The organism is Leptothoe kymatousa TAU-MAC 1615, from assembly GCF_018739865.1.
GTDB lineage: Bacteria > Cyanobacteriota > Cyanobacteriia > Phormidesmidales > Phormidesmidaceae > Leptothoe > Leptothoe kymatousa.
This window is the reverse complement of sequence record NZ_JADOER010000004.1, coordinates 939,805-964,542: the sequence shown is the minus strand read 5'-3', so window position 1 is coordinate 964,542 and position 24,738 is coordinate 939,805. Positions and strand designations below refer to the sequence as shown.

The window sequence follows — 24,738 nt, the reverse complement described above, 5'->3', positions numbered from 1 at the left end:
TCACTTTTCAAAGAAAGCACAAAGATTCCCTTACCACAGTAGGAATATCCCGATGGTGACGGCTATCACAGGGAAGGGGCAAGCTGTTTTCGAACAGCGCCTTATTTCGAAATATGTAAGAACATCTGCCTGCCAAGGGCAGCACATCTGAATTAATCCAGATTAGGCCCAACTTTCCATGAAATGCATCTACTTGACGGTCATTACCCTACTGCCCATTGCCACCACGCAGATCGCCTTTGCCTCAAATAGCCATCAGCTGCCCCAACCCAACCAGGACTTCATCAGTCTCTACAATTCCGATCAAAATTCAGACGTGCGTCAAGGCATCCCCGAACGGCGCATTAGCGGTAGCAGCCGTTTCTCTGCGGTCACAATCGGCTCAGGCAGTATAGAATAGGGCCGTCCTGCATCCGCCCTAGTCGTGACAACCACCGCAGATATCCAGGCCTTAATTCGTGAGATCCCAGATTTTCCTCAGCCGGGCATCCTTTTTAGAGACATCACTACACTGCTCAAAGATGCCGACGGATTAAAAGCCAGCATCGACCTGATGGCAGAACAGGCCGTTCAATATCAACCAGATTGCATCATCGGGATTGAATCCCGTGGATTTATCTTTGGCATGCCCCTGGCATATCAGTTGGGGCTAAGCTTTATCCCCGTGCGCAAACCCGGCAAGCTACCCGCCGCCGTGCACCAGGTGTCCTACGACCTAGAGTACGGTCAAGACAGCCTAGAAATACATCAAGATGCCCTCCAACCCCATCACCGTCCCCTGATTGTGGACGACCTATTGGCCACAGGCGGCACCGCCGCCGCCGCCGCCCAGTTGGTTCAAAAAACAGGGGCAACCATCGCGGGGTTTAGCTTTTTAATCGAACTCACCGACCTGCCAGGGCGACAAAAGTTGCCGGAGGGCATTCCGGTTAACGCCCTTATCTCCTATTGATTTTTGCCTGGGGGCTAGCCGCTTACCCACTCAGGGACATCAATCATTAGAATGATGTCACGGCACCCCAAAGACAGGCCCAGTTTCCAGAGCATTTCAAAGCGAACCCCAGCCACCGGCAAAAATTTGCACCAGACGCCCACCTCCCTTAAACCATGACGGCAGAGTCCCCCTCATCTACCAACCGTTCTCCTCTGCAAACAGTGCAGATGGTGCTCACCAGCGAAACAACGCTGTATGTGTTTAAGCGCATACTGCAGGCACTGCTAACCCTGCTGCTGGCATCAGCCTTTAGTTTTTTCGTCATTCAGCTCGCACCTGGCGACTTTTTAGATGCGGCCCGTCAAAACCCTCAGATTTCACCGGAAACTATCCAACAATTTGAACAGCAGTTTGGCCTGGATAAACCGATTTGGCAACAATATTTTCAATGGCTCTACCAGGTGGTGACTAAGTTTAACTTTGGTGAGAGCTTTGCCTACAATCGCCCAGCCATAGAAATCTTAGCTGAACGCATCCCCAACACCCTGTTGTTATCGATTGCCTCCATTGTGGTCACCTGGGCCATTGGTATTCCCCTGGGAATTATTGGGGCAGTCAACCACAACAAGTTTACAGATCGCTTTCTGCGGGTACTGAGCTACATTGGCCAGGGATTTCCTGCTTTGATCACGGGACTCCTGCTACTATTTTTCGCCCAGCTAACCACTCCGCTATTTCCGGTGGGGGGCCGCACCAGCATTAACCACGATGACCTTAACTGGATTGGCCAATTCCTAGATGTGGTCTGGCACATGATTTTGCCCACATTGGCCTTGAGTATTACCAGCTTTGCTGGCCTACAGCGGTTGATGCGCGGTCAAATGTTAGACGTACTGCGCCAGGACTATATCCGCACCGCCCGCGCCAAGGGACTGCCAGAAAACCGGGTGATCTATACCCATGCCCTACGCAACGCTGTGAATCCATTGATTACCCTGCTGGGGTTTGAATTTGCCAGTTTGCTCAGCGGCGCCTTTATTACCGAATACTTTTTTGGCTGGCCCGGCTTAGGCAAACTGACGCTGCAGGCGGTGCAGTCCCAGGATTTGTATCTGATTATGGCTAGCTTGATGATGGGGGCCACCATGTTAATTGTGGGCAACCTAATCGCTGATCTGGCCCTATCGTTTGTGGATCCACGTATTAAGCTCTCTAAAATGAACTAAGCCCCATGCAGCTACGTTCCTACAGTGGTTTACTGGTTGGCTTTATTGTTTTTGGCATTGTCGTTTGGCTAGCGAACCGAGTTCACACTGAACTAACCGATCCAGGGTTTGCCCAAACCGTGTTGATTGCCGTGGCGGGCTGGGCCAGTGGTTGGCTAGTGGGCTTTTTGGTGTCCCCTAATACCAGCAATGAACTCAGAAATCTATCCCAGGCCACATCGACCATTACGGCCTTTGTGGCAGGATTTATGATGGCGAAAGTCGAGCCCTCCTTCACGCCCATTTTTGCCAACGGCCAGCTAATGAATGAACCGATCTATGGCATTCGGGTATTGATCTTCATCATCTGCTTTGTCGTAGCCGCCATTAACATGTACGTTTTTCGCGAGTTCACTGGTCGCTACTGAAACCAAGGCCAGATGCCCTGCGCACCATGAAACCGCCCCCCACTCCGGCCAACATCAGCAAGCTTAAAACACCCCTGGGTTCAGGCACTGAGGCTGCCACCAGGGGTGTTGCCCGGTTAGCGGGAATTACCGTTGGCCCAATATTGCCTGCAAAGGGGTTGGGCACATCCACATTGGTACCACCGGCAACCAGACTACCTGCAGGAATTGAAAACCTCAGACCAGGCACATCCAAGGGAACCGTTGTGGTGAGTGACCAGGAAAAATTAGAGGGCAAAAACTGATTGGTCGCAACATTAAAAATTGGATTATCAAATAACAGATCCAATTGCACGGCGGGGGCCGGAATAAATGCATCGCATAGGGCTCCACCGCGGGCAATTGGGTCTGTGAGACAACGCTCTGTCCCTGCAGCGGTTTGAAAGTCTAAGGAACCGATGGCACTTAATTGGGTGGGGGTGGACACCAGCGCCGTGGATGGAGAAAAAACGATGGGCGTCAGCAGACTCTCGGTATTGGGAGGATAGGGTTCGGTTTGTCCGCCTGGGAAAAAAGGATTGCCGGGAAAAGTTTCAAAGTTCTGAAAAATCAGACTGCTGGTAACAAAATCGCCATAGGTAACCCCATCAAAGTCGAAAAATCCCGTGCCTGTTTCTGGCAAATCCCACGGGGGCAGTAGCTGCGATTCGGTATAGGCAATCTCCATGGAAAATCGAGCAGCGGCAGCGGGTGCGCTCATACTACAGACGGCCGCTAGGGTCAGGCCACCGGTCAATAGAAGGTGTTTTGACACTCCATTTAGCATCTTTATAAATACCCACAGTTGAAAGAGCTCAGCAATCGAGGAGGTAATATCCCCTTGCATGTCATAAGCGTACAAACAACCGAACAGATGTAGTACAGGGTAATTTATCAAACTTAATTATTTTTTCTGTGAAGAATGATATTTCAGGGGATGTCGGCCTTGGCACAGGGACGGATAAACCACGCTGCTGCGATTTTTGTATGTTAGGAGCAGCTAACCTCTCCGATCTCAGCGCGCCCGTTGCTAATTTGCAGCAACGGGGTTTAGCAACGCCGTTCCCCAGGGTTCAACACGCTTTTCGGGTATAAAAATTGACGCCTTTGTCACGGGTTCACTACGGTAAGAAGACATCGTTACAGTCACAACCGATGACCCATCATCAAGAGTTAGAACAGCAGGCGCTGAAACTCACCATCCTTGGCAATGCGGGAATGGTGGTGTTAGGCGTTGTTTTTGCTTTAATCAGCTCATCTGAAGCAATTTTATTTGATGGGGTATTTTCGGGTATTCACTTGGCAATTTCGTTGTTATCCCTGCGGGTGGCTAATCTGCTCTATCAACCAGAAGATCAGGAGTTTCCGTTTGGGTATGCCATGTTTGAGCCTTTGCTGAATCTGGGCAAGGGCTTGGTGATTGCCCTGGTGGCGCTATTGGCGTTGTTTTCGTCGGTGGAGTCGATTTTGAATGGGGGGCGACCGATTGAAGCCGGTGTGGCAATTTGGTACGCGATCGCAGCCTCCGCTGGTTGCCTTATCCTTGCCTGGAAACAATATCGATATGCCCAGACCAGCCATTCTCCCATCCTGGATGTGGATGCCAAGAACTGGCTGATCGACGGTTTGATTAGCGGTGCCGTCGCCTTGGCATTTGGGCTGATCCTGATTTTGCAGCACAGTGACCTGGGGCACCTGGTGCCCTACGCTGACCCCGCGTTAGTCATTTTGCTAGTGTTCTTTGTGCTGCCCATACCGATCCAAACCGTGCGGGAAAATTGGGCTCAGCTCATGGGGCAGGCCCCGGAAGATGCCCTACGGCAACAGGTAAACGACATTGTTGGCAATGTGTTAAAACCGTTACCCCATGAGGATTATCACCTGCGACCTTTGATGACAGGACGCCTGATCTACGTGCAGGTATATGTCAAAGTGAATGAACAACAGGCCAAGGCCTATGGTGTGGCCCATGTGGATAAAATGCGGAGCCAGCTATACCAGCGGTTGCAGGATGCGTTTCCCTATTTGGCCATGGATTTGATTGTGACCTGCGATCGCAGTTGGATTCATCGGGCCATTATGCCCGCAGACTAACCGGCAAGCTATCGTTAGGAAACCACGCCGATGCGCCCTGGCAACTCCGATTAAGGGATGCCGATCAAAAACCCGTTAGGGAAGACCATTCGTAACGGGGTAACGGCGTTGGAGGGGGCCACTCGCTCTCTGTTTTTTTTTGGATATGCCACCACCACTTTTAGTGGTTGAAGTGGTAAGGCCAGGGCAAGAAACAAGAGACTATCGGTATAAGCGTTCGGAGCATGCTGCACGGGGAATTGAAGAATAACCGTCTAAAACATCTGCCAGCACATCAACAGCACCATATATCCATGGCTCAAATTCTTGAACGGGAATCTCACCATTCAAAAATTTGAAAAAAGCAATTTTGACGTCTTCCATAATTCCAATCAACCGCTGGATATCGATTAAGCTTCGCAACAAAGCCATAGGCGATTGAAGACTTTGCTTTTACCGTAGGAAGAAAGCGACCAAGCCCTATGTTCACCAAATCTTACTACCTACTGCGTTCCACCCACGATGGCCAATACCTGGCCGCCAAACCTCGCAACATCGAAAACTCCCAGGGCTTTCTCATGCTGTTCAAGGCCGACCACGAAGCCCTCAGCTACGTCAACCAGCATGCCGCTGAAGTCGCCAACCGCTTTTCCGTAGAACCCATCAGCGGGCAGCAGCTGAAGCAAATGATCGATCGCTGGGGCTATGCGGGGGTGGGCGTAGTCAACGATCCGCTGGTCCCGGAAGTAGAATTTCTTAGCAAACAGTAATGGCCCATCAAGGTTTTATCGAAACCCACGGTGAAGGGTTGATTTTATTCAAAGCCACCATCACTATCGCTAACCACGGCCCCATATAAGGCCCAGCCATCACTCTTCCATGCGCTCTGCCAGTTCCATCCAACGCTCGGTTGAGGTTTCAATCTCGGTTTCTAAATCTGCCAGTCGCTGCGCCAGGGTTTGCATCTCGTTATAGTCACTGGGGGGGTTGGTGTAAAGCTGCTGCCCCAGGGTCTCTTTCTCTTCTTCAAGCTCAGGAATTTTCTCTTCTAGCGTGGCATATTCCCGTTTCTCCTTATAGGAGAGTTTTTTCGGTTTAGACGCGTCCTTCCGTTTAGCATTTTGGGCCTTCTCGGCTTTAGGAGCAGCTTCTTGCTTGAGTTTTTCCGCCTGCTCTGCTTTTTCTTTGTACTCTAAATAGACAGAATAGTTGCCTGGATATTGCTTTAGTTTGCCTAATCCTTCAAAGGAAAAGACCGTATCTACCACCCGATCTAGAAAGTAGCGATCGTGGGAAACGACAATAACACAGCCATTAAAGTCTTCTAGATATTCTTCTAAAATCCCCAGGGTTTGGACATCTAAATCGTTGGTGGGCTCGTCTAAAATCAGCACGTTGGGAGCCTGCATCAACACTCGCAACAAAAATAAGCGTCGCCGTTCTCCACCGGAAAGTTTGTGAATAGGAGAATATTGCTGGTCGGGGGGGAAGAGAAATCGCTCCAGCATTTTGGAAGCGGTAATCACAGTGCCATCGGTGGTGGTCACCAGCTCCGCGACATCTTTTAGATAGTCAATTACCCGCTGATTCTCGTTAATGTTGACATCGTCGGAATATTGGTCAAAATAGCCGATGTGAATGGTGGCCCCAATGTCTACGGTGCCCGAGTCGGGCTGCTCTCGCCCCGTGACAATGTTCATCAGGGTGGATTTGCCTACCCCGTTGGGGCCAATAATGCCAATGCGGTCCGCTGGGGTAAATAGATAGGAAAAGTCGTTGATCAGGGTGCGGCCATCGTAGCCCTTGGTGATATTTTCCAGCTCGATCACTTTTTTACCGATGCGGCGACCGGCGGTGGAAATTTCCACATTGCCCTGGGTCTGCTTAAATTCGGTGTTCTGCATGTCGCGAATGCGATCGATGCGGGCCTTTTGTTTGGTACTGCGGGCCTTGGCCCCCCGCTGCAACCATTTAAGCTCTCGACGCAGCACCCCGGCATGTTTTTTCTGGCTGCTGACGGCGGCTTCTTCCTGGCCGGCTTTTTTCTCTAGATAGTAGCTGTAGTTGCCGCCGTAGGGATATAGGTCGCCCCGGTCAATTTCGAGGATGCGATTGGTGACTCGGTCTAGGAAATAGCGATCGTGGGTAATGAGAAACAGGGCACCGCGATAGCGACTGAGGTAGTCCTGGAGCCATTCTACGGATAGGGCATCCAGGTGGTTAGTGGGCTCGTCCATCAGGATTAGGTCGGGCTCTGAAAGCAGGGCGGTTGCGATCGCAACCCGCTTCCGATATCCCCCCGACAGCGTCCCCACCTTGACCTTAAAATCCTCAATTCCCAGCTTGCTGAGGACGACCTTGGCCTGGGTCTCCAGCTCCCAAGCATTGGCCTGGTCAATCTGCTGGGATACCCGCGACAGCATGGACATCAGCTGATTCGAATCCCCATCCGCTTCCGCCAGTTTCGCCGAAATCAGCTCATATTCCCGCACCAGGGCCATGCTATCGCCACTGTCAGCAAACACCTGTTCTAAAACCGTGCGCTCGTCGTCTAACTCTGGCTGCTGGGGCAAGTAGACAATTTTACTACTGGCATTTTTCCAAATTTCGCCACTGTCAATGGGCTCAATCCCCGCAATCATCTTCAGCAGGGTGGATTTTCCCGAACCGTTGGTACCAATCAGCCCCACCCGGTCGCCCTCTTCGATGCTAAAGCTGGCATCTCGCAAAATTTCCTTGATGCCAAAATCCTTATTGATATCCCGTAGAGCCAGCAGAGTCATGAGTTAACAAAGAAGAACCGTTGCTAGTGTAACCTGGGCAAACGATCTAATGGTGCGAAACAAATCAGGAAGGGATCTAGCAGGCCCCATATCGCTACAACACTAAGTCTTCGGCAGGCTATGGATGGGCTAAGTTCCTGATAACATACACCGCTGATTTATGACCTTAATCATGGCATTTTCAGCAATCAACATTTAACAAGGAAGTAAACGTAAAGCGATCGCGACCATATCGGATAAAAGTAGTAGATATCGCTATTTTTTAACTACCGCCATCCCAACCAGATCAAACCATTGAGGCCGCAGATTCTATTAGCACAGCAACACCAGTTAGATATTCAAATATTGAATAAATTTGCTAGTCAAATAACAACTTTATTCAATATTTCAGCAGATGAAATAAGTTCATCAAGTAAACATAAAAGAGGAAGCGTCTCCGTGAAATTTATGACGGATTTTCTACCCTGCCCTGCGTATATCAGGTAGTAGCTTGTTAGGGTGTTCAAGTCACTCGAACAAACTCGCAGGGACTGTGCATCGAATGAACACACCGTGTCATATCCGTATCGGAAAACTTACATAGACACTCGCCATTATCATTTCTGCCACGAGGCCTTATGGGTCAAACCTGGATGCGCCGCTCCCTGATCTTAGCCAGCACACTGCTGCTGGTGGGTTGTACCCATCAGCCAGCCCCCACAAAATCCATCGTCCCACCCAGGGTGATCAGAATTGGTGATACAACCACGGTTCAGATTGCACTAGCCCCACCGCTAAACAATCAAACCTTGCGCCACACTTTGGCCAGCTCAGCAGGGCAGCCCCCAACTACCGACCTTCGGCTAGTCGATGCCAATGACTCACTTAAGACTTTTTAGCCCATGGGTTTAGCGTTTTATAAAAAGTTATTGCTCAATTACCAAAACGCTTCACTGCCGTTAAAAATCAGCGTGCCTTTTATTGTCATGTTTTTGATTTTCTGGGCAGGAAGTACCACAGCTGTGGGCCTCGTATTTTCGAATCAGCTAGAGAAGGAACAACGGGAACAGGCTGTAGATTTAATTGATCTAGTGCAACAGGAAATTTCCCAAGAACTAGACTCCCTACACAAAACAGCCCAGCTGCTTTCTTCCAAAACACCCATTATTCAAGGAACCATTGAGGGCAACCACAACCAGCTTAGGGATAGCATTTTGCCCCTAAGCAGTACCTTAAATGCCAATCATATTCATATTATTAGCGACCAAAAAACAGCATTATTTAGCTTTCAGGATCTGGCATTGGGTAGCAGCAGTGTCCCCCCCCAATCCATTCAAGATCTCCTGCTCACCGGGTCGGACATGGCAACCATCATCGACTCTGGCAACCCTGGTCCCCCGGTGCTCATCGGCACGGCCCCCATCCGCAATGGGCAAGACATTGTGGGGGGAATTATTTTAGGCAATGCCCTAGGCAATAAGTTATTGACCCAGATCAATCAAGTTATTAAAGAAGAGATTTTAATCCTAGGTGAAGATGGCATTGTTGCCTCCACATTCTCATCAAAGATTGATAACAGCACCCTAGCCAAGGTAGATCTAAGCCGCTCCAACTCTTATATCACCATCAATGAACAGGATTTTGTTATTCACACCATTGATCTGGCGGGTCTGGGAAATCAAAAATTCGAACTGATTTTATTGGTTTCTCAACAATCCTTAAGCCAATCGCTGCGCACACTCTGGTTGTCGATCATTCCAGTGGCGCTCTTAGGAGCCCTAGTGACGACGATCATGGGCTATTGGATCGCTCAACGTGTGGCTCGACCTATTCTTGATATTTCCCTACTGGCCCAGCGAGTGGCCGGTGAGCAACGCTTCGATTTGCGGGCAACTGCAAACACCAAAGATGACATTAGTGTGCTCGCACTATCGCTCAATCAACTGATTGAATGGGTTGGCCAGTACACCTATGAACTTGAAATTTCTGCCCAAACCTTGGAGTCTAGGGTGGAGGAGCGCACCCGGGAACTCTCGAATACCGTGCATAAGCTCAAGGACACCCAGGCCCAGCTAATTCAAACCGAGAAAATGTCTAGCCTGGGTCAAATGGTGGCGGGCATTGCCCACGAAATCAATAATCCCATTAGCTTTATTCAAGGGAATATTGAACCCCTAGAAGATTATTTTCAAGATCTATTGGCCCTCTTAGATACCTATCAAAAGACCTATCCAGAGCCCGAGGAAGTCATTCTACAAAAACGAGAGGAGATTGACTTTGACTTTTTGTTGGAGGATTTAATGAAGGTGCTCACCTCTATGAATGTGGGCACTCAGCGCGTTCATGAAATTGTCAAATCGCTACGCAATTTCTCTCGTTTAGACGAAGCCACGGTCAAAGATGTCGATATTCACGAAGGGTTAGATAGCACGCTATTAATTTTGAACCACCGCCTCAAATATGACGTCACCGTCGTCAAAGACTATGGTAATTTGCCATTGGTGCGCTGCTTGCCGGCCCAAATAAACCAAGTCTTTACCAACATTATTTCCAATGCGTTGGATGCCATGTTTGATGCCGACTGCGACCATAAAAAGATAACGATTGCCACCCGAAAAGCTACCAAAAATCAAGTGGAAATTATTATTCGCGACAGTGGCCCAGGCATTCCGGCCAACATTCAGGCTAAGATTTTTGACCCGTTTTTCACCACGAAGCCGGTGGGCAAAGGTACAGGTTTAGGATTAGGCATCTGTTTCAAAATTATTCAACAGCATCAGGGGTTTATTAATGTGCGCTCCAAGCTTGGCAAAGGGACCGAATTTGCCATCACCCTGCCCATTGATGCCCTACCGGCTGAACCAATCTTCAATGAACTCGTTAGCTCCACTGCAGTCACCTCAGTCACCAGGTAGGGATAGGCCCATGGGGAATGCTGTTGTGGCATCAATAGGGCAAATCTTCAGGTGTGCCATCGGCTTCGGCCACCAGCGGTAGTTTGAGCGGTTTTGGTCGATATGCATTCTGATCGCGCTGACGGGGGGATTTTTTGCGGCGGCGGGCGATATTTTCTTCCGTGGTCTCTTCCGCAATGACTTCATAGAGTAGGGCCAGTTTGTTGCCATCGCCTTTGCGCAGCACCCGCCCCAAGCGTTGAATATACTCTCGGGTCGAACCACTGCCCGAGAGCAACACCGCCACCCGCGCCTCTGGGACATCCACCCCTTCATTGAGCACATGGGATACCACGACGGCGGTGTAGTCGCCGTTGCGAAAATTTTGGAGAATCTGTCGCCGCTCTTTAACTGGCGTTTGGTGGGTAATGGCTGGAATTAGAAAGTCTTGGGATATTTTATAGACCGTGGCGTTGTCATTGGTGAAAATAATGGTGCGTTCGGGATAGTGCTGTGCCAATAGGTCTTCGAGGATGCGTAGCTTTCCCGCTGTGCCCAGGGCAATGGTCTTGGCTTCTCGGTGGGCTAACATGGCCCGACGCCCGGACTGGGAACGGGCGCTGGCGGCGACAAACCGTTTCCATCCTTCAGGGCTACTCAGCCAAATTTTGGCCTCTTGCAAAAAGTCATTCCGTTGTTGAATTAAGTCAGAATAGCGACGGCGTTCTATGTCCGACAGCGATACCTTGAGCTGAATGATCTGATAGGGGGCCAGGGCATGGCCCGATAGCTCCGCCGCTGTTTTGCTATACACTACCGGACCCAAGAGCTGATCGAGATCGCCATGGCGACCATCGGCCCGGTCTGGGGTGGCGGTCAGCCCTAGGCGATAGGGCGCGATCGCATATTCCGCAATCACCCGATTAAAATCGCTAGGCAAATGGTGACACTCATCGCACACCAACAGGCCATAGCGGTTGCCCAAATTTTCCGCATGGATGGCGGCACTATCATAGGTAGCCACCAAAATATCGGTGCGATCGCGACTGCCCCCGCCTAGCAAACCAATATCCGCGTTGGGAAAGGCCGTTTCCAAATGGGCATACCACTGGTGCATTAAATCCAATGTGGGCACCGTAATCAGCACACTGCGAGGAATCGCCTGCATGGCCAGCTGGGCCAAATAGGTTTTTCCCGCCGCCGTTGGCAACACCACCACCCCCTGCCATCGATTTTGTTGCCAGGCCACCAAGGCTTCACTTTGGTGGGGGTAAGGGTCGTAGGTCAAGTTTGGCTGGAGTTCTAAGGGCTTAAACTCCGATGCGTGATCTTCAATCGCCACATTATCCTGACGCAGGGACTCCAACAGCGGGCGATAGCAATGGGCCGGAATCCGAAAGCGCTCAATGCGATCATCCCAAACCGCATGTTCAATCCATCCCTTACCTCGGGGAGGGGGATGCAAGATCAATGTCCCGCGATCAAACCGAAGAGTGGGAGTACGGACCATCGATCAATGAAAAATTGATAGTACAGCGTTGGTCAATAAATATACCAAAGCGCCTATTCAAAGCACGAATCCCCTAATTCATCTTCAAAAGAGCATCCAAGATCGATACCCAATGGCCAAAGGTCCGTGAGTGCACGGAGGTAGTTTATAAAAGGTCCGTGCACTCACGGAGGTAATTTATAAACGTTCAGTAACAATTGAATTAGCCATCCGGGAAAACCTCTAAGTTTTATCTGGAATGGATGCACTCAACGTTGTTTCTACCTACAGATTGCTACCAAGGAGGCTCGTCCCATGGATATTACAATGATTCTAGGCTTAGCGATTGCTGGCTCGGTTGTGATGCTGAGCGGCGACAAAAAGAAAGTTGAGAAATCACCAAAAACACCTCCCAGCGGTACCGAATTTATCGTTCGCATCGCCGATGGGGATGTGGCAGTGGATCCCAAACTATAGATCCGGTGTCTCGGTAATTTCTACAGTGCGAGTTGGGTAGCATGTTTCATATCTGAAAATACTAGGCAACGAGAGGCCTTTACTGGAAACTCCCCCTCAACTCAAACCACATCACAACGAATATTTTGCAACTAAACTGCCACCGAGGTTAGGACTTCGGTGGCAGTATTTGTTTGGCGGTGTCGGTTTGGCGGTGTCAGTTTGATGGCTTGCGGCAAACACGGCCTTCATCGAGGTCCGTGGCTAACCTAAATCGTCCGTCACGCCGAAGAGTTAGCAGCCGGTCAATAGCGAATGAAACGTAAAACGAAACAAAGAGTGACGCGTTAGCCTCCACTCTTTATCCCTACCCAACTCCAAAGTTGAGCCTTGCCCCGGCACTAGCTTTCGCCAGCAAAGTCCTGAGCCCAAACCAACGCATCTGCAGCGGTAGTCAGCTGCCCCTCGGCCTGGGCGCGTTCAATGGCATTTAACAACTGCCCAATGTGGGGGCCAGACTTAAGCCCCAGGGTGGCCATCAGATCTTTGCCACTGACCAATGGAACCGGATGGGCAATGGGATCTCCAGGGGTTTGATACCGCTTGACTAAGGCCACTACGGTTGCCGGTGCCACCCCTTTGGCCAACGCCACTAAAGATACGGCAGGAAAACTGGTGCCCGCCGTCTTAAACAGAAAAAACTCGTCTGCCCTAGACAGCCCCGGCCCCAGCAATTGCTCCACATAGGCCTGGGTTTGCAGCACTCGACAAATAGCTTGGGCCTCACTGCGGCTGTACTTTAGCCGAGTCAACCAGCGGTTAGCGGCCGATTCATCATCGGGCAACAGCATGGACAGGCGAGCGGCCTTAACCCAGCTGCGATAGTGCCCCGCAGGCACCGCTTCTTTCCAGCTGTGGAGCAACCCAAGATAGCCCGGCAGGCTCGGTAAATTAGCCAGCGCCCGGTCTAACGTAGCTAGCCGCCCAGCATGTTCATCGCCCAGGTGGGGCAGCCAGGAATCGAACAGGCCATCCTGCCAAGCCATGCGAAAACACATGGCGCCATGGGGCTGGCTCAGTAGGGCGTCTAGTTCATGGCGAATGCGCTCTGCCGCAATGGTTTTGAGCAGGGGCGCTAAATCTCGGATGGTGCACCGGGTATTGCTATCGATGGTAAACCCGAGCTGGGCCGCCTGCCGGTAGGCCCGCAGCAACCGCAGCGGATCTTCAGCCAAATTCTCACGGCTGACCATGCGCAGGGTTTGTTGCTGCAGGTCCGCCATGCCATTGAGGGGATCGATCAAACGATCGCTCTGGGGATGGTAAGCGATCGCATTAATGGTAAAGTCCCGCCGTTGCAGATCGGTTTCCAGGGTGGGCCCCACCTGTTGGGCAAAATCGATGGTGGCTTCGTCAAAGACCGCGCGGGCGATTTGGTTGTCGGCATCGAGCACCACAAACCCGGCCCGGTAGCGTTTGGCAATGTCGCTCGCGATCGCAACCGCCCCGTCCGGCAGCACAAAGTCCAAATCTAAATATTCCGCCTGGCGTTTCAATAAAGCATCCCGAACAGAGCCCCCAACGACGCAGGCTGTTTCCGGCAGCAAGCGACTATCAAAGGGCCAAGTTTTAGGAATCAGGGCAGACGCCATAGACGAAACTAAATTCAACGATGCAGCTCCTAACGTAGTGCGGCTTACAATTCTCCTACATTGCGTCACCTGTCTGTACCTATCTCAATACATTTTTTTCAGGCCCCCTTCCCAAAAACTAATGCATCTAGACACATTTTTTTCAGGGGCCCTAACCAAAAATTAGCTAGTTTGGACACGATTTTTTGAGGGCCCCCTTTCCAAAACCTGATAAATCTAGACACAATTTTTTCAGGGCCCCCTCCCCAAAACCTGATAAATCTAGACACAATTTTTTCAGGGCCCCCTTAACCAAAAACCAATGCATCTAGACACAATTTTTTTCAGGGCCCCCTCCCAAAAACCTGATAAATCTAGACACAATTTTCAGGGGCCTTAACCAAAACCTGGCTAGATTTTCGTTGAAAATTTAGGACAACCGAACAATTTGCAATATATTTCCTTGCCCATATTTTAGCTGCGCTAAAGTAGGTGAAACCCACCCTCACCACAGCTACAGGTTTGTGAGGCCAGAATTCCGAAAAAAGCTAACAACTACACCGTTCCCCAACCATGTGTATTTGCATCAATTGCCACTATGTGGACCGCTGTATCACGTACCATGCCGTCGAAGCGAACCATCGACAGCCCCATCTTACCGACACCCCAGATTTTGATCCCGAAAATCCCACCATTAACGCCAACATTCAGCCCCCCGTCGTTAGCGTTGAAGGCGATCGGATTGTACAATCCGGTGATTTTGGCTTTGAATATGACGTAGTGGGCTGCAACAGCTTTCAGCAAGACCAGGGGAAATGGGCCAGACTCCGCCCCGGTGAAGCCATTCCCACCTAAATAGGACCTGGTGCAGTATCAACGCTAAAAGTTCATTCTCTCCCCTTTACTGGCCCCTCCTTAGGCTTCACGGGGGCCTAGGCCTGCCTCCCACAGTCAATCTAGCCCATCAGATCCAACAGCCAGCCGCCCGTTGTGAATGCCAGCCGCTACGAACTCCTTAAGCCCCTAGGTAAAGGGCATCACGGCCAAACGGACCTGGCCCGATTTACTCACGGCAATGGGCCTCAACTTCGGGTGGTTAAGCAAATTTACAGGCCGCAAGAACCGCTGCAAACCCTCACCCAACGCTTGCGCTCCGTCACTCAGCATCCCCAGGTCCCCACCCTGCTCGATAGCTGGCAAACAGACAACGGCCAGTTTTTTGCCTTTGAACATGTCACGGCCCCTGCCATTCCCCAGGCAGAGCCACCGCCCTGGTCTCCATCGCAGGTAGTCGCCTGGCTGCTGTCCCTACTGTCCCTGCTAGAACATCTCCACAGCTTCCGCCTTGTCCATGGGGATATTCGACCGGCCAATATCCGCCAGGGACCGCGCCCGATTCTGGTGGATTTTCGCATTACCCAACGCATTGACCGGCAAGCCCTCGCCATGACCGGCGGAGATGCGGCCTATGCCGCCCCTGAGCAAGCCCTGGGCAGCTTGATATATGCTAGCGACCTCTACAGCCTAGGCTTAGTGGCCGTTCATTTACTGACCGGCCTGGCCCCCTTTGATCTTTATTCCGTGGCGGACAATCGTTGGATTTGGCCGGACCTGCTTGTGGCGCCCCTACCCAAAACCCTGGGTCGCGTGCTGGATAAACTGCTAGAGCGTTCCCTAGAAAAACGCTATGCCCGGGCCGAAGAGGTGATTGCTGACCTGAAACGATCCCCCACCGAAGCATTGCTCAACCGGGCAAAATCTTTGTTGCCCACCAAGGGGGCAATCCCCAATCCGCTGAACGTGGTTCGCCCAGCCCCACCCAAAGAACTGGCACCCGCGGCGAATTTGGTTGCCTGGCAACCGCTGTATCAACTGACGCCGGGTATTACGACGGCCCTGGCGCTCCAAGCCACCACCCTCGCCATGGGCACGAGCACGGGCCAGGTGTTGGTTTGCGATCTGGCGACTGCCACAGACATCCACCCGCTGACGGGGCGTGGGCATCGCGATCGCATTGTGGCCCTAGCCTTCCATCCCCAGCGGCCCATTCTCTACAGCGCCAGTGGTGACGGCACCGTCAAACTGTGGGACCTCAACCAGGGAAAACTACTGCACACCCTGACGCAGTCAGGCTGGCAACCCACGGACTTAACCATTGCATTCCCCTATCTCATCGTCAGCGACAGCACCGGACTGATTACGGTGTGGACTGTGGACCCCTTAAACATTCACCATCGGTTTAACCAGCACCAGGATGGGGTAAATGGAATTGCGGCCAAGGGGGAGCGGTTGGCGAGTGTCGGTCGCGATCGCACCCTGCGGATCTGGTCATTAGCAGCCAAGGGGTTGCTCAATACGCTGCCGATTCAGTCCAGCCAGGGGATAGCCCTGCACCCTGGTGGTTACTACGCCATCGTTGGAGACGATCAAGGTGGGGTCAACGTATGGCCCTTGGGCCAGCCCGACAAACCCACACCGTTTTGTGCCACCTCAGATAGTGTTACGGCCTTGGCCCTAAGCCCCGATGCGCGGCTGTTGGCGGTGGGCACCGACGGCAATGCCCTGCGGATTTATGACGGCAGCGGCCAATGTGTGTCCACATTAGCCCAAGGTTGGGGGGTGCTTGCCCTGGCCTTTGATGGGCACACATTAGTGAGCGGCAGCCAGGACGAAACCGTCACCATTTGGCAGAGAAAGATGCCGTAATGCCAATTCCTATGACATGATCAGAAACGATTTTTGCTCGTTTTCTTCATGACTTACGGCTTGCCTGCCCCCCTAGTGCCTGGTGATTTACTCTATGCAGTCGCCCCCAGCGGCACCCTGCGGGAAACGGAAAAATTTGAGGCCGGGTTACAGGTTTGGCGCGATCGCGGCTACCAAATAGAGCTAAGCCCCAACTACAACCAGCGCTGGGGTTATCTTGCCGGCAAAGACCACCAGCGCCGACAACAGCTATTAGCAGCCCTCAAAAATCCCAACTATAAAGGCATCCTCTGTGTGCGCGGCGGCTACGGCGGCACCCGCCTGCTGGAAAACTGGCAGTGGCCCACCGATACCCAGGGCCACCCCATTAACAAATGGCTGATCGGCTTTTCCGACATCACCAGCCTGCTGTGGAGTGGCGCGCTCAGCGGCGGCGTCCATGGCCCCCTACTCACCACCATTAGCCAGGAACCCGACTGGTCCTTAAACCGGCTATTTACGTGGTTAGCAAATCACACCCTCGCACCGCTGACTGGGGAAAGCTGGGTCACCGGCACCGCCACGGGCAAACTCCTACCCGCCAACCTCACCGTAGCCACCTGCCTGCTGGGCACGGCCCATGAACCCGACCTGGCTGGGGCCATCCTCGCCTTTGAAGACGTTACCGAAGCGCCGTACCGCCTGGACCGCATGCTCACCCACTGGCGCATGCTGGGCAAATTTGACCAAATTGCAGGCATTGCCCTGGGCCGATTTAGCCAGTGCGAACCGCCGAAGAATGTGCCCAGTTTCAGCGCCCTGGAAGTTTTGCAAGAACGCCTGGGGGATCTGGGTGTGCCCATGGTGGCGGCCCTACCCTTTGGCCACGATGGGGAAAATGCGGCCCTGCCCTTTGGCATCCCCGCAAAACTAGAGGCCCATGCCGATGGCACGGGCCTGCTGTCGTTTCCCGGTTATGGCCCTAAAAAGGCCTAGGGGCGCTGCAAGCAGCGCCCCTAGAGGAAATCAATCCATCACCGATGGCTCAAGCATGATGGGCCTTGCCCACCCTACGCTTTCACCATTTTTTTCTCTTTCTCGCCATTACCCACGGTGACGAGTTCCGTTTCCATTTCGTTCATCACCGTTTCCGATAGGGCGGGAATGGAATCGTCGCCCGTAATCAAGCGGGCACCGCGCTGATAGGTGAAGTAGTTCCAGCCCCACTGCAGCAGCACTAGCAGCTTGTTATCAAACTCGATGAGGAAGTAAATGTGGACGAAAATCCAGATAAACCAGGCGGGGAAGCCCGATAGCTTCATAAAGTTGAGGTCGGCCACCGCTTCATTACGGCCAATCACCGCCATGCTGCCCTTGTCTTTGTAGTCAAAGGCAGACACGGGCTTACTGGCCAGCTTTGCCTTTACGGTTTGCGCTAAATAGCTCCCCATCTGCATGGCCACCGCAGCCGTCCCCGGCAGGGGCTTGTCTCCCTGGTGGGCAAAGTGGGCCAGGTCACCGGCAATGTATAGGTTCGAATAGTTGGGCACGCTCATGTCGGACTCGACAATCACCCGGCCAATGCGGTCGGTTTCCGCACCGGTTTTATCTGAGATCGCTTTCCCCAAGGGGGAGGCCTTAATGCCCGCGGCCCATAGAACCGTGCAGGCCTGCATTTCGGTCACTTCGCCACCGTGCTTAATGGCAACCGTATCGCCGTCAATGTTAGTAACCAAAGACTGGGTGCGCACTTCCACCCCTAGCTTTTCTAGGGATGCCTTGGCCGCCACCGACAGGTCAGCAGGGTAGGGGGGCAGCACCCGATCCATACCCTCTAGCAAAATAATCTTGGTTTCCTGGGGGTTGATGTCAGTAAAGTCATCCTTGATGGTTTCGTAGGCTAGCTCCGCCAGGGCACCGGCCAGCTCCACCCCAGTGGGGCCCGCCCCCACAACCAAAAAGGTCAGCAGCGCCTTACGCCGTTCAGGATCGGTTTCTTTTTCCGCTGCTTCAAAGGCCAAAAAGATCCGACGTCTTACTTCCAGGGCATCCTCAATGGTTTTCATCCCTGGAGCAATGTCGGACCATTGGTCGTTACCAAAATAATGGTGGCTAGACCCGGTGGCCACAATCAGACTGTCGTAGTCGATCACTTCGTTGCGTTTCAGGGTGACCTTTTGCCCATCGGGGTCAATGTCGACCACTTCACCCATGATCACTTTGACATTTTTCTGCCGGCTCAACACCGAGCGCAGCGGCGACGAAATATCCCCTGCCGACAGACCACCGGTGGCTACTTGATACAGCAAGGGCTGGAATAGATGGAAGTTACGTTTGTCAATGAGCGTCACCCTCACTGGGGCCTTACCCAAGGATTTTGCGGCGTATAGGCCAGCAAAACCACCACCCACAATAACGACGTGATGCAGTGCTTTTTGCTGAGCGGTTGTCTTTTGGGCTACCGGAGCCTGACCAGAAAGGGCTGCTGTCATAGCATTAAAAACTATTACGGATGATTAACAATCTTATATCGTCTATCTCTGGGTTGAACGCTGAAACTTGGACCTTCTTCAAAAATTATTCATATATCAACCCACCAAGATGGTTATTTAGAGAGGCTTTTCATACTTTCACAATTCCCATTGGGCAAACCAAAACCGTTATAGCCGGGCCTAATTCACGGTTCAAATGAAAGGGTTTACTCACTAACCCCATTGTTTCGTAATGTTTCGTAAGCATCACAAACGGGCTCTATGGGTGCATTAACGGATGCGGCGATTAGATTCCGAGGCATCGCCCCCCACTGCGGGACTTCCCTTGGTAATCTGGTTAACCAGGTTAAGTAACAGCAGCAAATGCACAGATTTCAGATGTATCGGTCTGCTGTGGGCAGTTAATTTCATCGGTTTGAGGGGGGCAAAAGAATGGCGTTGATCGTCCAAAAATACGGCGGCACATCGGTAGGCAGCGTTGAGCGCATTCAAGCGGTGGCGGAGCGCGTGCACAATACCGTACAAGCAGGCAACTCAGTGGTCGTCGTCGTTTCTGCCATGGGCAAAACCACCGATGGCCTGGTCAAGCTTGCCAACGAAATTTCTAGCCAGCCCAGCCGTCGAGAAATGGATATGCTGCTCTCGACCGGTGAACAGGTGTCGATTGCGTTGCTATCCATGGCCCTGCAAGAACGGGGCCAGGCCGCAGTATCCATGACCGGTGCCCAGGTGGGCATTGTTACTGAAGCTCGCCACAGCCATGCTCGTATTTTGAGAATTGAAACGGAGCGGGTGCAGCGGTCCTTGGACCAGGGGCAAGTGGTAGTGGTAGCCGGGTTCCAGGGGATCAGCGATGCTCCGGACTTGGAAATTACCACCCTGGGGCGCGGCGGTTCTGATACATCAGCCGTGGCACTGGCCGCTGCCCTCCAAGCCGAAGCTTGCGAAATTTATACCGATGTCCCGGGTATTTTGACCACGGACCCGCGCCTGGTGCCATCGGCCCAGCTGATGAGCGATATCACCTGCGATGAAATGCTAGAGCTGGCTAGCTTGGGCGCGAAGGTGCTCCATCCGCGAGCGGTGGAAATTGCTAGAAATTATGGTGTCACCTTGGTGGTGCGTTCTAGTTGGAGCCAGGATCCGGGCACCCGTGTCACTGCCCCCAATCGCCAACCCAGACCCTTAGAAGGTTTGGAACTGGCCCAGCCAGTGGATGGAATTGAATTTGATACGAACCAGGCCAAGGTGGCGCTGCTCAGTGTGCCAGATCGTCCAGGGATTGCCGCCCGTTTGTTTGGAACCGTTGCCCAGCAAAATCTGGATGTGGATTTGGTGATTCAGTCTATTAATGAGGGGAATTTTAACGATATTGCCTTCACGGTGGAAAAGGATGTCCTAGACCAGGCAACTGGGCTGGCATCTGGCTTGATTCCTGAACTCCAGGGGGACGCCGGGACAACGGTGGATTTGGTCAACGATGCCGAAATTGCCAAAGTCAGCATCGCGGGCGCGGGCATGATTGGTCGCCCCGGTGTGGCGGCGAAAATGTTCTCCACCTTAGCGGCAGCCGGGGTAAATATTCAGATGATTGCCACCTCAGAGGTAAAGGTGAGCTGCACCATTGCCGCCGCCGATTGCGATCGCACCATTGCCGCCCTCTGCGCCGCCTTTGACATCCACCAATCTCCAGCTAGGGCGGATCAGTCCGCCGCCGTAAGCGGCCCCGCCGTACGTGGTGTCGCCCTAGACCGCAATCAGGCCCGTTTGGCCCTGCGCCATGTGCCAGACCAGCCGGGGATGGCCGCCAAGCTGTTTCAGATATTGGCCGATCGGGGCATCAGCGTGGACATGATTATCCAAGCCCAGCGCTGCCGCGAACACAACGGCATTCAAACCCGCGATATCGCCTTTACGGTGGCCCAGGCCGATGCGGAAATGGCCCACAGCGTGCTGCAATCGCTAGCCAATGAGTTTGGTCACAGCGAAATTGTGGTGGACACTGCGATCTCCAAGGTTAGCGTCGTCGGCATTGGCATGGTGAACGAACCGGGCACTGCGGCCAAAATGTTCCAGGCCCTAGCCGACAACCACATCAACATCCAGATGATTGCCACCTCAGAAATCAAAATCAGCTGTGTTGTGGATGAGACTAGCGGCATCGACGCCCTCAAAGCCGTCCACAACGCCTTTGGGTTGGCTGGCAGCCAAGAAGTAGAAGTGCCCGCTTAGGTGGTAGCCGGATGCAGCCGAGATGGTATCCGCTCCAAGGATGCCATCGGCTGTGCCAGGCGATTAAACAACTCCCAAAGCACTTCATTAGCATCCGCCGCCGACTGCCCAGAACGGGATAGCAAAATGTCGCGACACACCTGGCGAAACTCCGCATTCTCAGCGGAAACCTGAATGCCCGTACGTTGGCACACCTGGGAAATCATCAATTGGGGCCGCAAACTCGATAGGCTATCGGGCTCTACCTGGCGAAAAAACTGCTGCACAATACCAATCACCAAGGCTGCGGCTTCCCGAGACAAACCGACCAGTTCCACCAGCAGCTGCTGTTGAGCCAACACATTGGGAACTGGCAACCGCAACGTAATCAACCGGTCCAACAATGCCCGTTGAGTACTATAGGTGCCGCAATACTCATCCGCATTAGACGTAAAAATCACCCGAAACTCAGGGTGAATCGACACACAGTCTTGCCCCTGCTGTCCGAGGCGCATCACCCGCCGCTCCTCCAACGCCGACAGCAAGACCGTATTCATCTCTGGGCGAGACCGATTAAACTCGTCATACACCAACGTCCAACCTTCAGCACAAGCCTGTTTAAATTGGGTTGCTGGGCCAGGGATATCTGTTTGCCAAGGCACATCTTGCCCCCCCATCATCCACAGCATGGGACGCTGGCGACGCTCAGCCAAATGACTGGCCAAAGCAGATTTACCAATCCCCGTCGGCCCCTCTAAATGTAGTGAGTAGCCCGACTGCAAGTAGCGTAGTGCCCGTTGTGTAACCGGTTCCAAAACAGCGGTTTGCACAAACTGCGGGTGTGGCACTGGAATTACCGTGGAAACCAAAACACCTATCCTTTGTACGTAGAGTATGGGCTATAACGTGAACACCGCCCATGACACGATTACTAAATCAACTTGAGTTAGGCTTAATGCGAAAAAAGCTTACCAGCAGTCGCTGCTAGCTACTTAAACCCTATCCCCACCTGAGCAACAGATTTGCTTTAGCATTCCCTGGTGGGGTATATCACTCTCTATCGTCCCCCTGTCCACTTAATTCATGACATGCCAGGGGCTTTCCGTATCTTTCATCCCTGAGTTTTATCTCGACCCACCACTATGGGGAGCATGTTTCCCTTCTGTTTCCCCCCAAACTGTCCGCACAATCACTCTCACGATGGATTCTGCCTACATTGATCGCCTGCTTCAGGCCTTGAAAGATCAAAACGAAACAGTACGCAATCAGGCCATCGGCGAATTTTGGCACATGTGGTTTCACCAAAAAGGAACCCAAGGAGCCAAGCGTCTGATTGAAAGCCAAACCCTGGTAGAAGCAGAGCAAAATACCAAAGCAAAAGCAATTTTAGATGAGCTGATCGATACCCAGCCAGATTTTGCTGAAGCTTGGAACCGGCGGGCTGTGCTCTATTACATGGAAGGCAACTATCCAGCGGCCATCAACGATTGCCAGAAAACACTAGAGCTAGTGCCCCATCACTTTGGTGCCCTCCATGGCCTAGGTCTCTGCTATGCCTCCGTCGGCAACTACCAAGATGCCATCCAGTACTTTCGTCGCACCCTAGATCTACAACCCTTCTCACTGATCAATCAGCGGCTCATTTTGGAATGTATCGCTCAACTTGAATAGCCCACCCAGGCAGTTAATTTCTAGGGAACTGGCAAGGCTACTCTCAATTTTTAGTGTTGACGCTGTCCCCGGCTATTCAACCGTTTTATAGCTCGTTTCTCGGCTCAATCAGTAACGACAAATCGACTATTTTTGTCGCTCAGACTGCCAGTAAAGGTACTCATTTTGTGGGATCCTAGCAAAATAAACTAGGAAACTGAAACCGTTGTTTAACGTATGCAAACCCTGACGCCTCCCTCCTCAAATACCGATGCCGCTCCTCTAATCGACACTCAAATTGTGCGGCGCAAAACCCGCGCCGTGCCTGTCGGTGATGTCATCATCGGAGGTGGGGCTCCCGTCGTGGTGCAGTCGATGATCAACGAAGACACCCTAGATATTGAAGGCTCAGTCGCAGCCATTCGCCGACTGCATGAAATTGGGTGTGAAATCGTTCGAGTCACGGTGCCCAGCATGGCCCATGCCAAAGCACTCGCCACCATCAAAGAACAGCTCATATCCACGTACCAACGGGTGCCCTTGGTAGCTGACGTGCATCACAACGGCATGAAAATTGCCCTGGAAGTTGCCAAGCATGTGGATAAAGTCCGCATTAATCCTGGACTTTACGTGTTTGAGAAACCCAGCGATAGCCGCACAGAATATACAAAAACTGAGTTTGATGCCATTGGCGACAAAATCAAAGAAACCCTAGAGCCCCTGGTGGTTTCCCTCAGAGACCAGAACAAAGCCATGCGCATTGGCGTGAACCATGGCTCTTTGGCTGAGCGGATGCTGTTTACCTACGGCGATACCCCCGAAGGGATGGTGGAATCGGCCCTAGAATTTATTCGCATTTGCGAGTCCCTGGATTTTTACAACTTAGTCATTTCCCTCAAGGCTTCACGGGTGCCGGTGATGCTGGCGGCCTATCGCCTGATGGTGAAGCGCATGGATGAGTTGGACATGGCCTATCCCTTACACCTAGGTGTAACCGAAGCTGGGGATGGGGAATACGGTCGCATCAAGTCCACCGCAGGCATTGGCACCCTTCTCGCCCAAGGTATCGGGGATACAATTCGCGTCTCTTTAACCGAGGCACCTGAAAAGGAAATTCCCGTATGCTATAGCATTTTGCAAGCCCTGGGATTGCGCAAAACCATGGTGGAATATGTGGCCTGTCCATCATGTGGCCGCACCTTGTTTAACTTAGAAGAAGTGTTGCATAAGGTGCGTGAAGCCACTAACCATCTCACTGGGTTAGACATTGCCGTGATGGGGTGTATTGTAAACGGCCCTGGAGAAATGGCTGATGCAGACTATGGCTATGTTGGTAAGAACCCCGGCTATATCTCGCTCTATCGAGGCCGAGAAGAAATCAAGCGGGTACCCGAAGCGGACGGTGTTGAAGAATTAATTAACCTGATCAAAAGCGACGATCGTTGGGTTGATCCAGAAAGTTAACCCGACTTTCCCTGAATAGTACGGTAAACCATTGTCTAATTTTGTTAACCCCTTGTGAAGCTTAGGGTTACACAAGGGGTTAAGCATAATCACAGGGAATCTTCATGGTTATTTCATTCTGGTCTGATAAATTGAATTTCAGCAAATTTGCGGAGCAATCTGCGACGGCAAACTGCTGCAATATCAACAGTTATCAGGATTTTTAGTGAATGGTGGCCGATCCCCGTAGGAAGTTGCTAAGCTGCATAGAATAGCAAAAGAATGACTAAATCTTTGTTCGCTTCCTGCCACCATTGAACAAAGCCTATATATTTGTAGGGTGTGATCTAACTTTTATACTGTCTGG

Annotated in this window: 22 protein-coding genes and 1 pseudogene; 16 read left to right on the top strand and 7 right to left on the bottom strand. The window is 52.1% G+C overall.

Going from position 1 to position 24,738, the window contains the following annotated elements:
* The first annotated feature begins 178 nt into the window (after positions 1-178).
* The 4 genes from IXB28_RS06470 to IXB28_RS06455 all read left to right on the top strand — a co-directional run bounded on the left by IXB28_RS06470 (position 179) and on the right by IXB28_RS06455 (position 2,567).
* Entirely contained in the window at positions 179-400 is a 222-nt protein-coding gene (locus tag IXB28_RS06470; RefSeq protein WP_215617710.1) for a hypothetical protein, read from the top strand.
* A gap of 24 nt (positions 401-424) precedes the next feature.
* Complete coding sequence (locus IXB28_RS06465) at positions 425-952, top strand: adenine phosphoribosyltransferase (protein ID WP_215617709.1); 528 nt, start codon at positions 425-427, stop codon at positions 950-952.
* 209 nt (positions 953-1,161) lie between these two features.
* Entirely contained in the window at positions 1,162-2,160 is a 999-nt protein-coding gene (locus IXB28_RS06460; RefSeq protein ID WP_407659177.1) for an ABC transporter permease, read from the top strand.
* Positions 2,161-2,165: 5 nt separating this feature from the next.
* Entirely contained in the window at positions 2,166-2,567 is a 402-nt protein-coding gene (locus tag IXB28_RS06455) for a hypothetical protein (RefSeq protein ID WP_215617707.1), read from the top strand.
* Here the strand turns inward: IXB28_RS06455 and IXB28_RS06450 are convergent.
* The gene (locus IXB28_RS06450; protein ID WP_215617706.1) at positions 2,551-3,306 is read right to left on the bottom strand and encodes a hypothetical protein; all 756 of its coding nucleotides are present in this window, start codon (positions 3,304-3,306) and stop codon (positions 2,551-2,553) included. The genes IXB28_RS06455 and IXB28_RS06450 overlap by 17 nt on opposite strands.
* A gap of 434 nt (positions 3,307-3,740) precedes the next feature.
* Between IXB28_RS06450 and IXB28_RS06445 the strand changes: the two genes are divergently transcribed.
* Positions 3,741-4,679, top strand: a complete 939-nt coding sequence (locus IXB28_RS06445) for a cation diffusion facilitator family transporter (RefSeq protein WP_215617705.1) — start codon at positions 3,741-3,743, stop codon at positions 4,677-4,679.
* A 105-nt stretch (positions 4,680-4,784) separates the two neighbouring features.
* Positions 4,785-4,926 (top strand): annotated as a pseudogene (locus IXB28_RS06440) (Uma2 family endonuclease); the annotation flags it as partial.
* On the opposite strand, the gene IXB28_RS06435 reads toward IXB28_RS06440, so the two are convergent.
* A complete protein-coding gene (locus tag IXB28_RS06435; RefSeq protein ID WP_215617945.1) occupies positions 4,881-5,090 on the bottom strand; it encodes a hypothetical protein in 210 nt (69 codons plus the stop codon). The pseudogene IXB28_RS06440 and the gene IXB28_RS06435 overlap by 46 nt on opposite strands.
* A 50-nt stretch (positions 5,091-5,140) precedes the next feature.
* On the opposite strand from IXB28_RS06435, the gene IXB28_RS06430 reads away from it, so the two are divergent.
* Positions 5,141-5,428: a hypothetical protein gene (locus tag IXB28_RS06430; RefSeq protein ID WP_215617704.1), complete on the top strand. Its 288-nt coding sequence runs from the start codon at positions 5,141-5,143 to the stop codon at positions 5,426-5,428.
* A 99-nt stretch (positions 5,429-5,527) separates the two neighbouring features.
* Here the strand turns inward: IXB28_RS06430 and IXB28_RS06425 are convergent, their stop codons facing one another.
* Positions 5,528-7,441, bottom strand: a complete 1,914-nt coding sequence (locus tag IXB28_RS06425; RefSeq protein WP_215617703.1) for an ABC transporter ATP-binding protein — start codon at positions 7,439-7,441, stop codon at positions 5,528-5,530.
* A 617-nt stretch (positions 7,442-8,058) separates the two neighbouring features.
* Between IXB28_RS06425 and IXB28_RS06420 the strand changes: the two genes are divergently transcribed.
* Positions 8,059-8,319 carry a hypothetical protein gene (locus tag IXB28_RS06420; protein ID WP_215617702.1) on the top strand — a complete coding sequence of 87 codons (261 nt, stop codon included), beginning with the start codon at positions 8,059-8,061 and terminating at the stop codon, positions 8,317-8,319.
* A gap of 3 nt (positions 8,320-8,322) precedes the next feature.
* A complete protein-coding gene (locus IXB28_RS06415; protein ID WP_215617701.1) occupies positions 8,323-10,335 on the top strand; it encodes a sensor histidine kinase in 2,013 nt (670 codons plus the stop codon).
* A gap of 31 nt (positions 10,336-10,366) precedes the next feature.
* Here the strand turns inward: IXB28_RS06415 and IXB28_RS06410 are convergent, their stop codons facing one another.
* The gene (locus tag IXB28_RS06410; RefSeq protein ID WP_215617700.1) at positions 10,367-11,824 is read right to left on the bottom strand and encodes a DEAD/DEAH box helicase family protein; all 1,458 of its coding nucleotides are present in this window, start codon (positions 11,822-11,824) and stop codon (positions 10,367-10,369) included.
* A 294-nt stretch (positions 11,825-12,118) separates the two neighbouring features.
* On the opposite strand from IXB28_RS06410, the gene IXB28_RS06405 reads away from it, so the two are divergent.
* Positions 12,119-12,280 (top strand): hypothetical protein, encoded by a 162-nt coding sequence (locus tag IXB28_RS06405; RefSeq protein ID WP_215617699.1) that lies wholly within the window; start codon positions 12,119-12,121, stop codon positions 12,278-12,280.
* A 380-nt stretch (positions 12,281-12,660) separates the two neighbouring features.
* Here IXB28_RS06405 and IXB28_RS06400 read toward each other — a convergent pair whose 3' ends face one another.
* Positions 12,661-13,911, bottom strand: a complete 1,251-nt coding sequence (locus IXB28_RS06400; protein ID WP_246559636.1) for a CCA tRNA nucleotidyltransferase — start codon at positions 13,909-13,911, stop codon at positions 12,661-12,663.
* Between the two features lie 552 nt (positions 13,912-14,463).
* On the opposite strand from IXB28_RS06400, the gene IXB28_RS06395 reads away from it, so the two are divergent.
* From IXB28_RS06395 to IXB28_RS06385, 3 genes are all read left to right on the top strand, one after another.
* A complete protein-coding gene (locus tag IXB28_RS06395) occupies positions 14,464-14,745 on the top strand; it encodes a Ycf34 family protein (RefSeq protein ID WP_215617697.1) in 282 nt (93 codons plus the stop codon).
* 135 nt (positions 14,746-14,880) lie between these two features.
* On the top strand, positions 14,881-16,596 hold the full coding sequence (locus IXB28_RS16900) for a protein kinase domain-containing protein (protein WP_215617696.1): 1,716 nt from the start codon (positions 14,881-14,883) through the stop codon (positions 16,594-16,596).
* A 48-nt stretch (positions 16,597-16,644) separates the two neighbouring features.
* Positions 16,645-17,571 (top strand): S66 peptidase family protein, encoded by a 927-nt coding sequence (locus tag IXB28_RS06385; RefSeq protein ID WP_215617695.1) that lies wholly within the window; start codon positions 16,645-16,647, stop codon positions 17,569-17,571.
* A gap of 74 nt (positions 17,572-17,645) precedes the next feature.
* On the opposite strand, the gene IXB28_RS06380 is transcribed toward IXB28_RS06385, so the two are convergent.
* The gene (locus tag IXB28_RS06380; protein WP_215617694.1) at positions 17,646-19,067 is read right to left on the bottom strand and encodes an NAD(P)/FAD-dependent oxidoreductase; all 1,422 of its coding nucleotides are present in this window, start codon (positions 19,065-19,067) and stop codon (positions 17,646-17,648) included.
* Between the two features lie 432 nt (positions 19,068-19,499).
* Between IXB28_RS06380 and IXB28_RS06375 the strand changes: the two genes are divergently transcribed.
* On the top strand, positions 19,500-21,299 hold the full coding sequence (locus IXB28_RS06375; RefSeq protein WP_215617693.1) for an aspartate kinase: 1,800 nt from the start codon (positions 19,500-19,502) through the stop codon (positions 21,297-21,299).
* On the opposite strand, the gene IXB28_RS06370 is transcribed toward IXB28_RS06375, so the two are convergent.
* A complete protein-coding gene (locus IXB28_RS06370) occupies positions 21,296-22,147 on the bottom strand; it encodes an AAA family ATPase (RefSeq protein ID WP_215617692.1) in 852 nt (283 codons plus the stop codon). The genes IXB28_RS06375 and IXB28_RS06370 overlap by 4 nt on opposite strands.
* 331 nt (positions 22,148-22,478) lie before the next feature.
* Between IXB28_RS06370 and IXB28_RS06365 the strand changes: the two genes are divergently transcribed.
* Positions 22,479-22,949 (top strand): tetratricopeptide repeat protein, encoded by a 471-nt coding sequence (locus tag IXB28_RS06365; protein WP_215617691.1) that lies wholly within the window; start codon positions 22,479-22,481, stop codon positions 22,947-22,949.
* 216 nt (positions 22,950-23,165) lie between these two features.
* A complete protein-coding gene (ispG, locus tag IXB28_RS06360) occupies positions 23,166-24,392 on the top strand; it encodes a (E)-4-hydroxy-3-methylbut-2-enyl-diphosphate synthase (protein ID WP_215617690.1) in 1,227 nt (408 codons plus the stop codon).
* Positions 24,393-24,738 lie beyond the last annotated feature (346 nt).

Excerpts from the sequence above, each read along its gene's own strand:
- IXB28_RS06375 (WP_215617693.1), top strand. The coding sequence starts at position 19,500 with ATGGCGTTGATCGTCCAAAAATACGGCGGCACATCGGTAGGCAGCGTT.
- IXB28_RS06365 (WP_215617691.1), top strand. The coding sequence starts at position 22,479 with ATGGATTCTGCCTACATTGATCGCCTGCTTCAGGCCTTGAAAGATCAA.
- IXB28_RS06470 (WP_215617710.1), top strand. The coding sequence starts at position 179 with ATGAAATGCATCTACTTGACGGTCATTACCCTACTGCCCATTGCCACC.
- IXB28_RS06395 (WP_215617697.1), top strand. The coding sequence starts at position 14,464 with ATGTGTATTTGCATCAATTGCCACTATGTGGACCGCTGTATCACGTAC.
- IXB28_RS06455 (WP_215617707.1), top strand. The coding sequence starts at position 2,166 with ATGCAGCTACGTTCCTACAGTGGTTTACTGGTTGGCTTTATTGTTTTT.
- IXB28_RS06460 (WP_407659177.1), top strand. The coding sequence starts at position 1,162 with ATGGTGCTCACCAGCGAAACAACGCTGTATGTGTTTAAGCGCATACTG.
- IXB28_RS06445 (WP_215617705.1), top strand. The coding sequence starts at position 3,741 with ATGACCCATCATCAAGAGTTAGAACAGCAGGCGCTGAAACTCACCATC.
- IXB28_RS06425 (WP_215617703.1), bottom strand. The coding sequence starts at position 7,441 with ATGACTCTGCTGGCTCTACGGGATATCAATAAGGATTTTGGCATCAAG.
- IXB28_RS06430 (WP_215617704.1), top strand. The coding sequence starts at position 5,141 with ATGTTCACCAAATCTTACTACCTACTGCGTTCCACCCACGATGGCCAA.
- IXB28_RS06420 (WP_215617702.1), top strand. The coding sequence starts at position 8,059 with ATGGGTCAAACCTGGATGCGCCGCTCCCTGATCTTAGCCAGCACACTG.
- IXB28_RS06405 (WP_215617699.1), top strand. The coding sequence starts at position 12,119 with ATGGATATTACAATGATTCTAGGCTTAGCGATTGCTGGCTCGGTTGTG.
- IXB28_RS06385 (WP_215617695.1), top strand. The coding sequence starts at position 16,645 with ATGACTTACGGCTTGCCTGCCCCCCTAGTGCCTGGTGATTTACTCTAT.
- IXB28_RS06415 (WP_215617701.1), top strand. The coding sequence starts at position 8,323 with ATGGGTTTAGCGTTTTATAAAAAGTTATTGCTCAATTACCAAAACGCT.
- IXB28_RS06410 (WP_215617700.1), bottom strand. The coding sequence starts at position 11,824 with ATGGTCCGTACTCCCACTCTTCGGTTTGATCGCGGGACATTGATCTTG.
- IXB28_RS06435 (WP_215617945.1), bottom strand. The coding sequence starts at position 5,090 with ATGGCTTTGTTGCGAAGCTTAATCGATATCCAGCGGTTGATTGGAATT.
- IXB28_RS06380 (WP_215617694.1), bottom strand. The coding sequence starts at position 19,067 with ATGACAGCAGCCCTTTCTGGTCAGGCTCCGGTAGCCCAAAAGACAACC.
- IXB28_RS06450 (WP_215617706.1), bottom strand. The coding sequence starts at position 3,306 with ATGAGCGCACCCGCTGCCGCTGCTCGATTTTCCATGGAGATTGCCTAT.
- IXB28_RS06400 (WP_246559636.1), bottom strand. The coding sequence starts at position 13,911 with ATGGCGTCTGCCCTGATTCCTAAAACTTGGCCCTTTGATAGTCGCTTG.
- ispG (WP_215617690.1), top strand. The coding sequence starts at position 23,166 with ATGCAAACCCTGACGCCTCCCTCCTCAAATACCGATGCCGCTCCTCTA.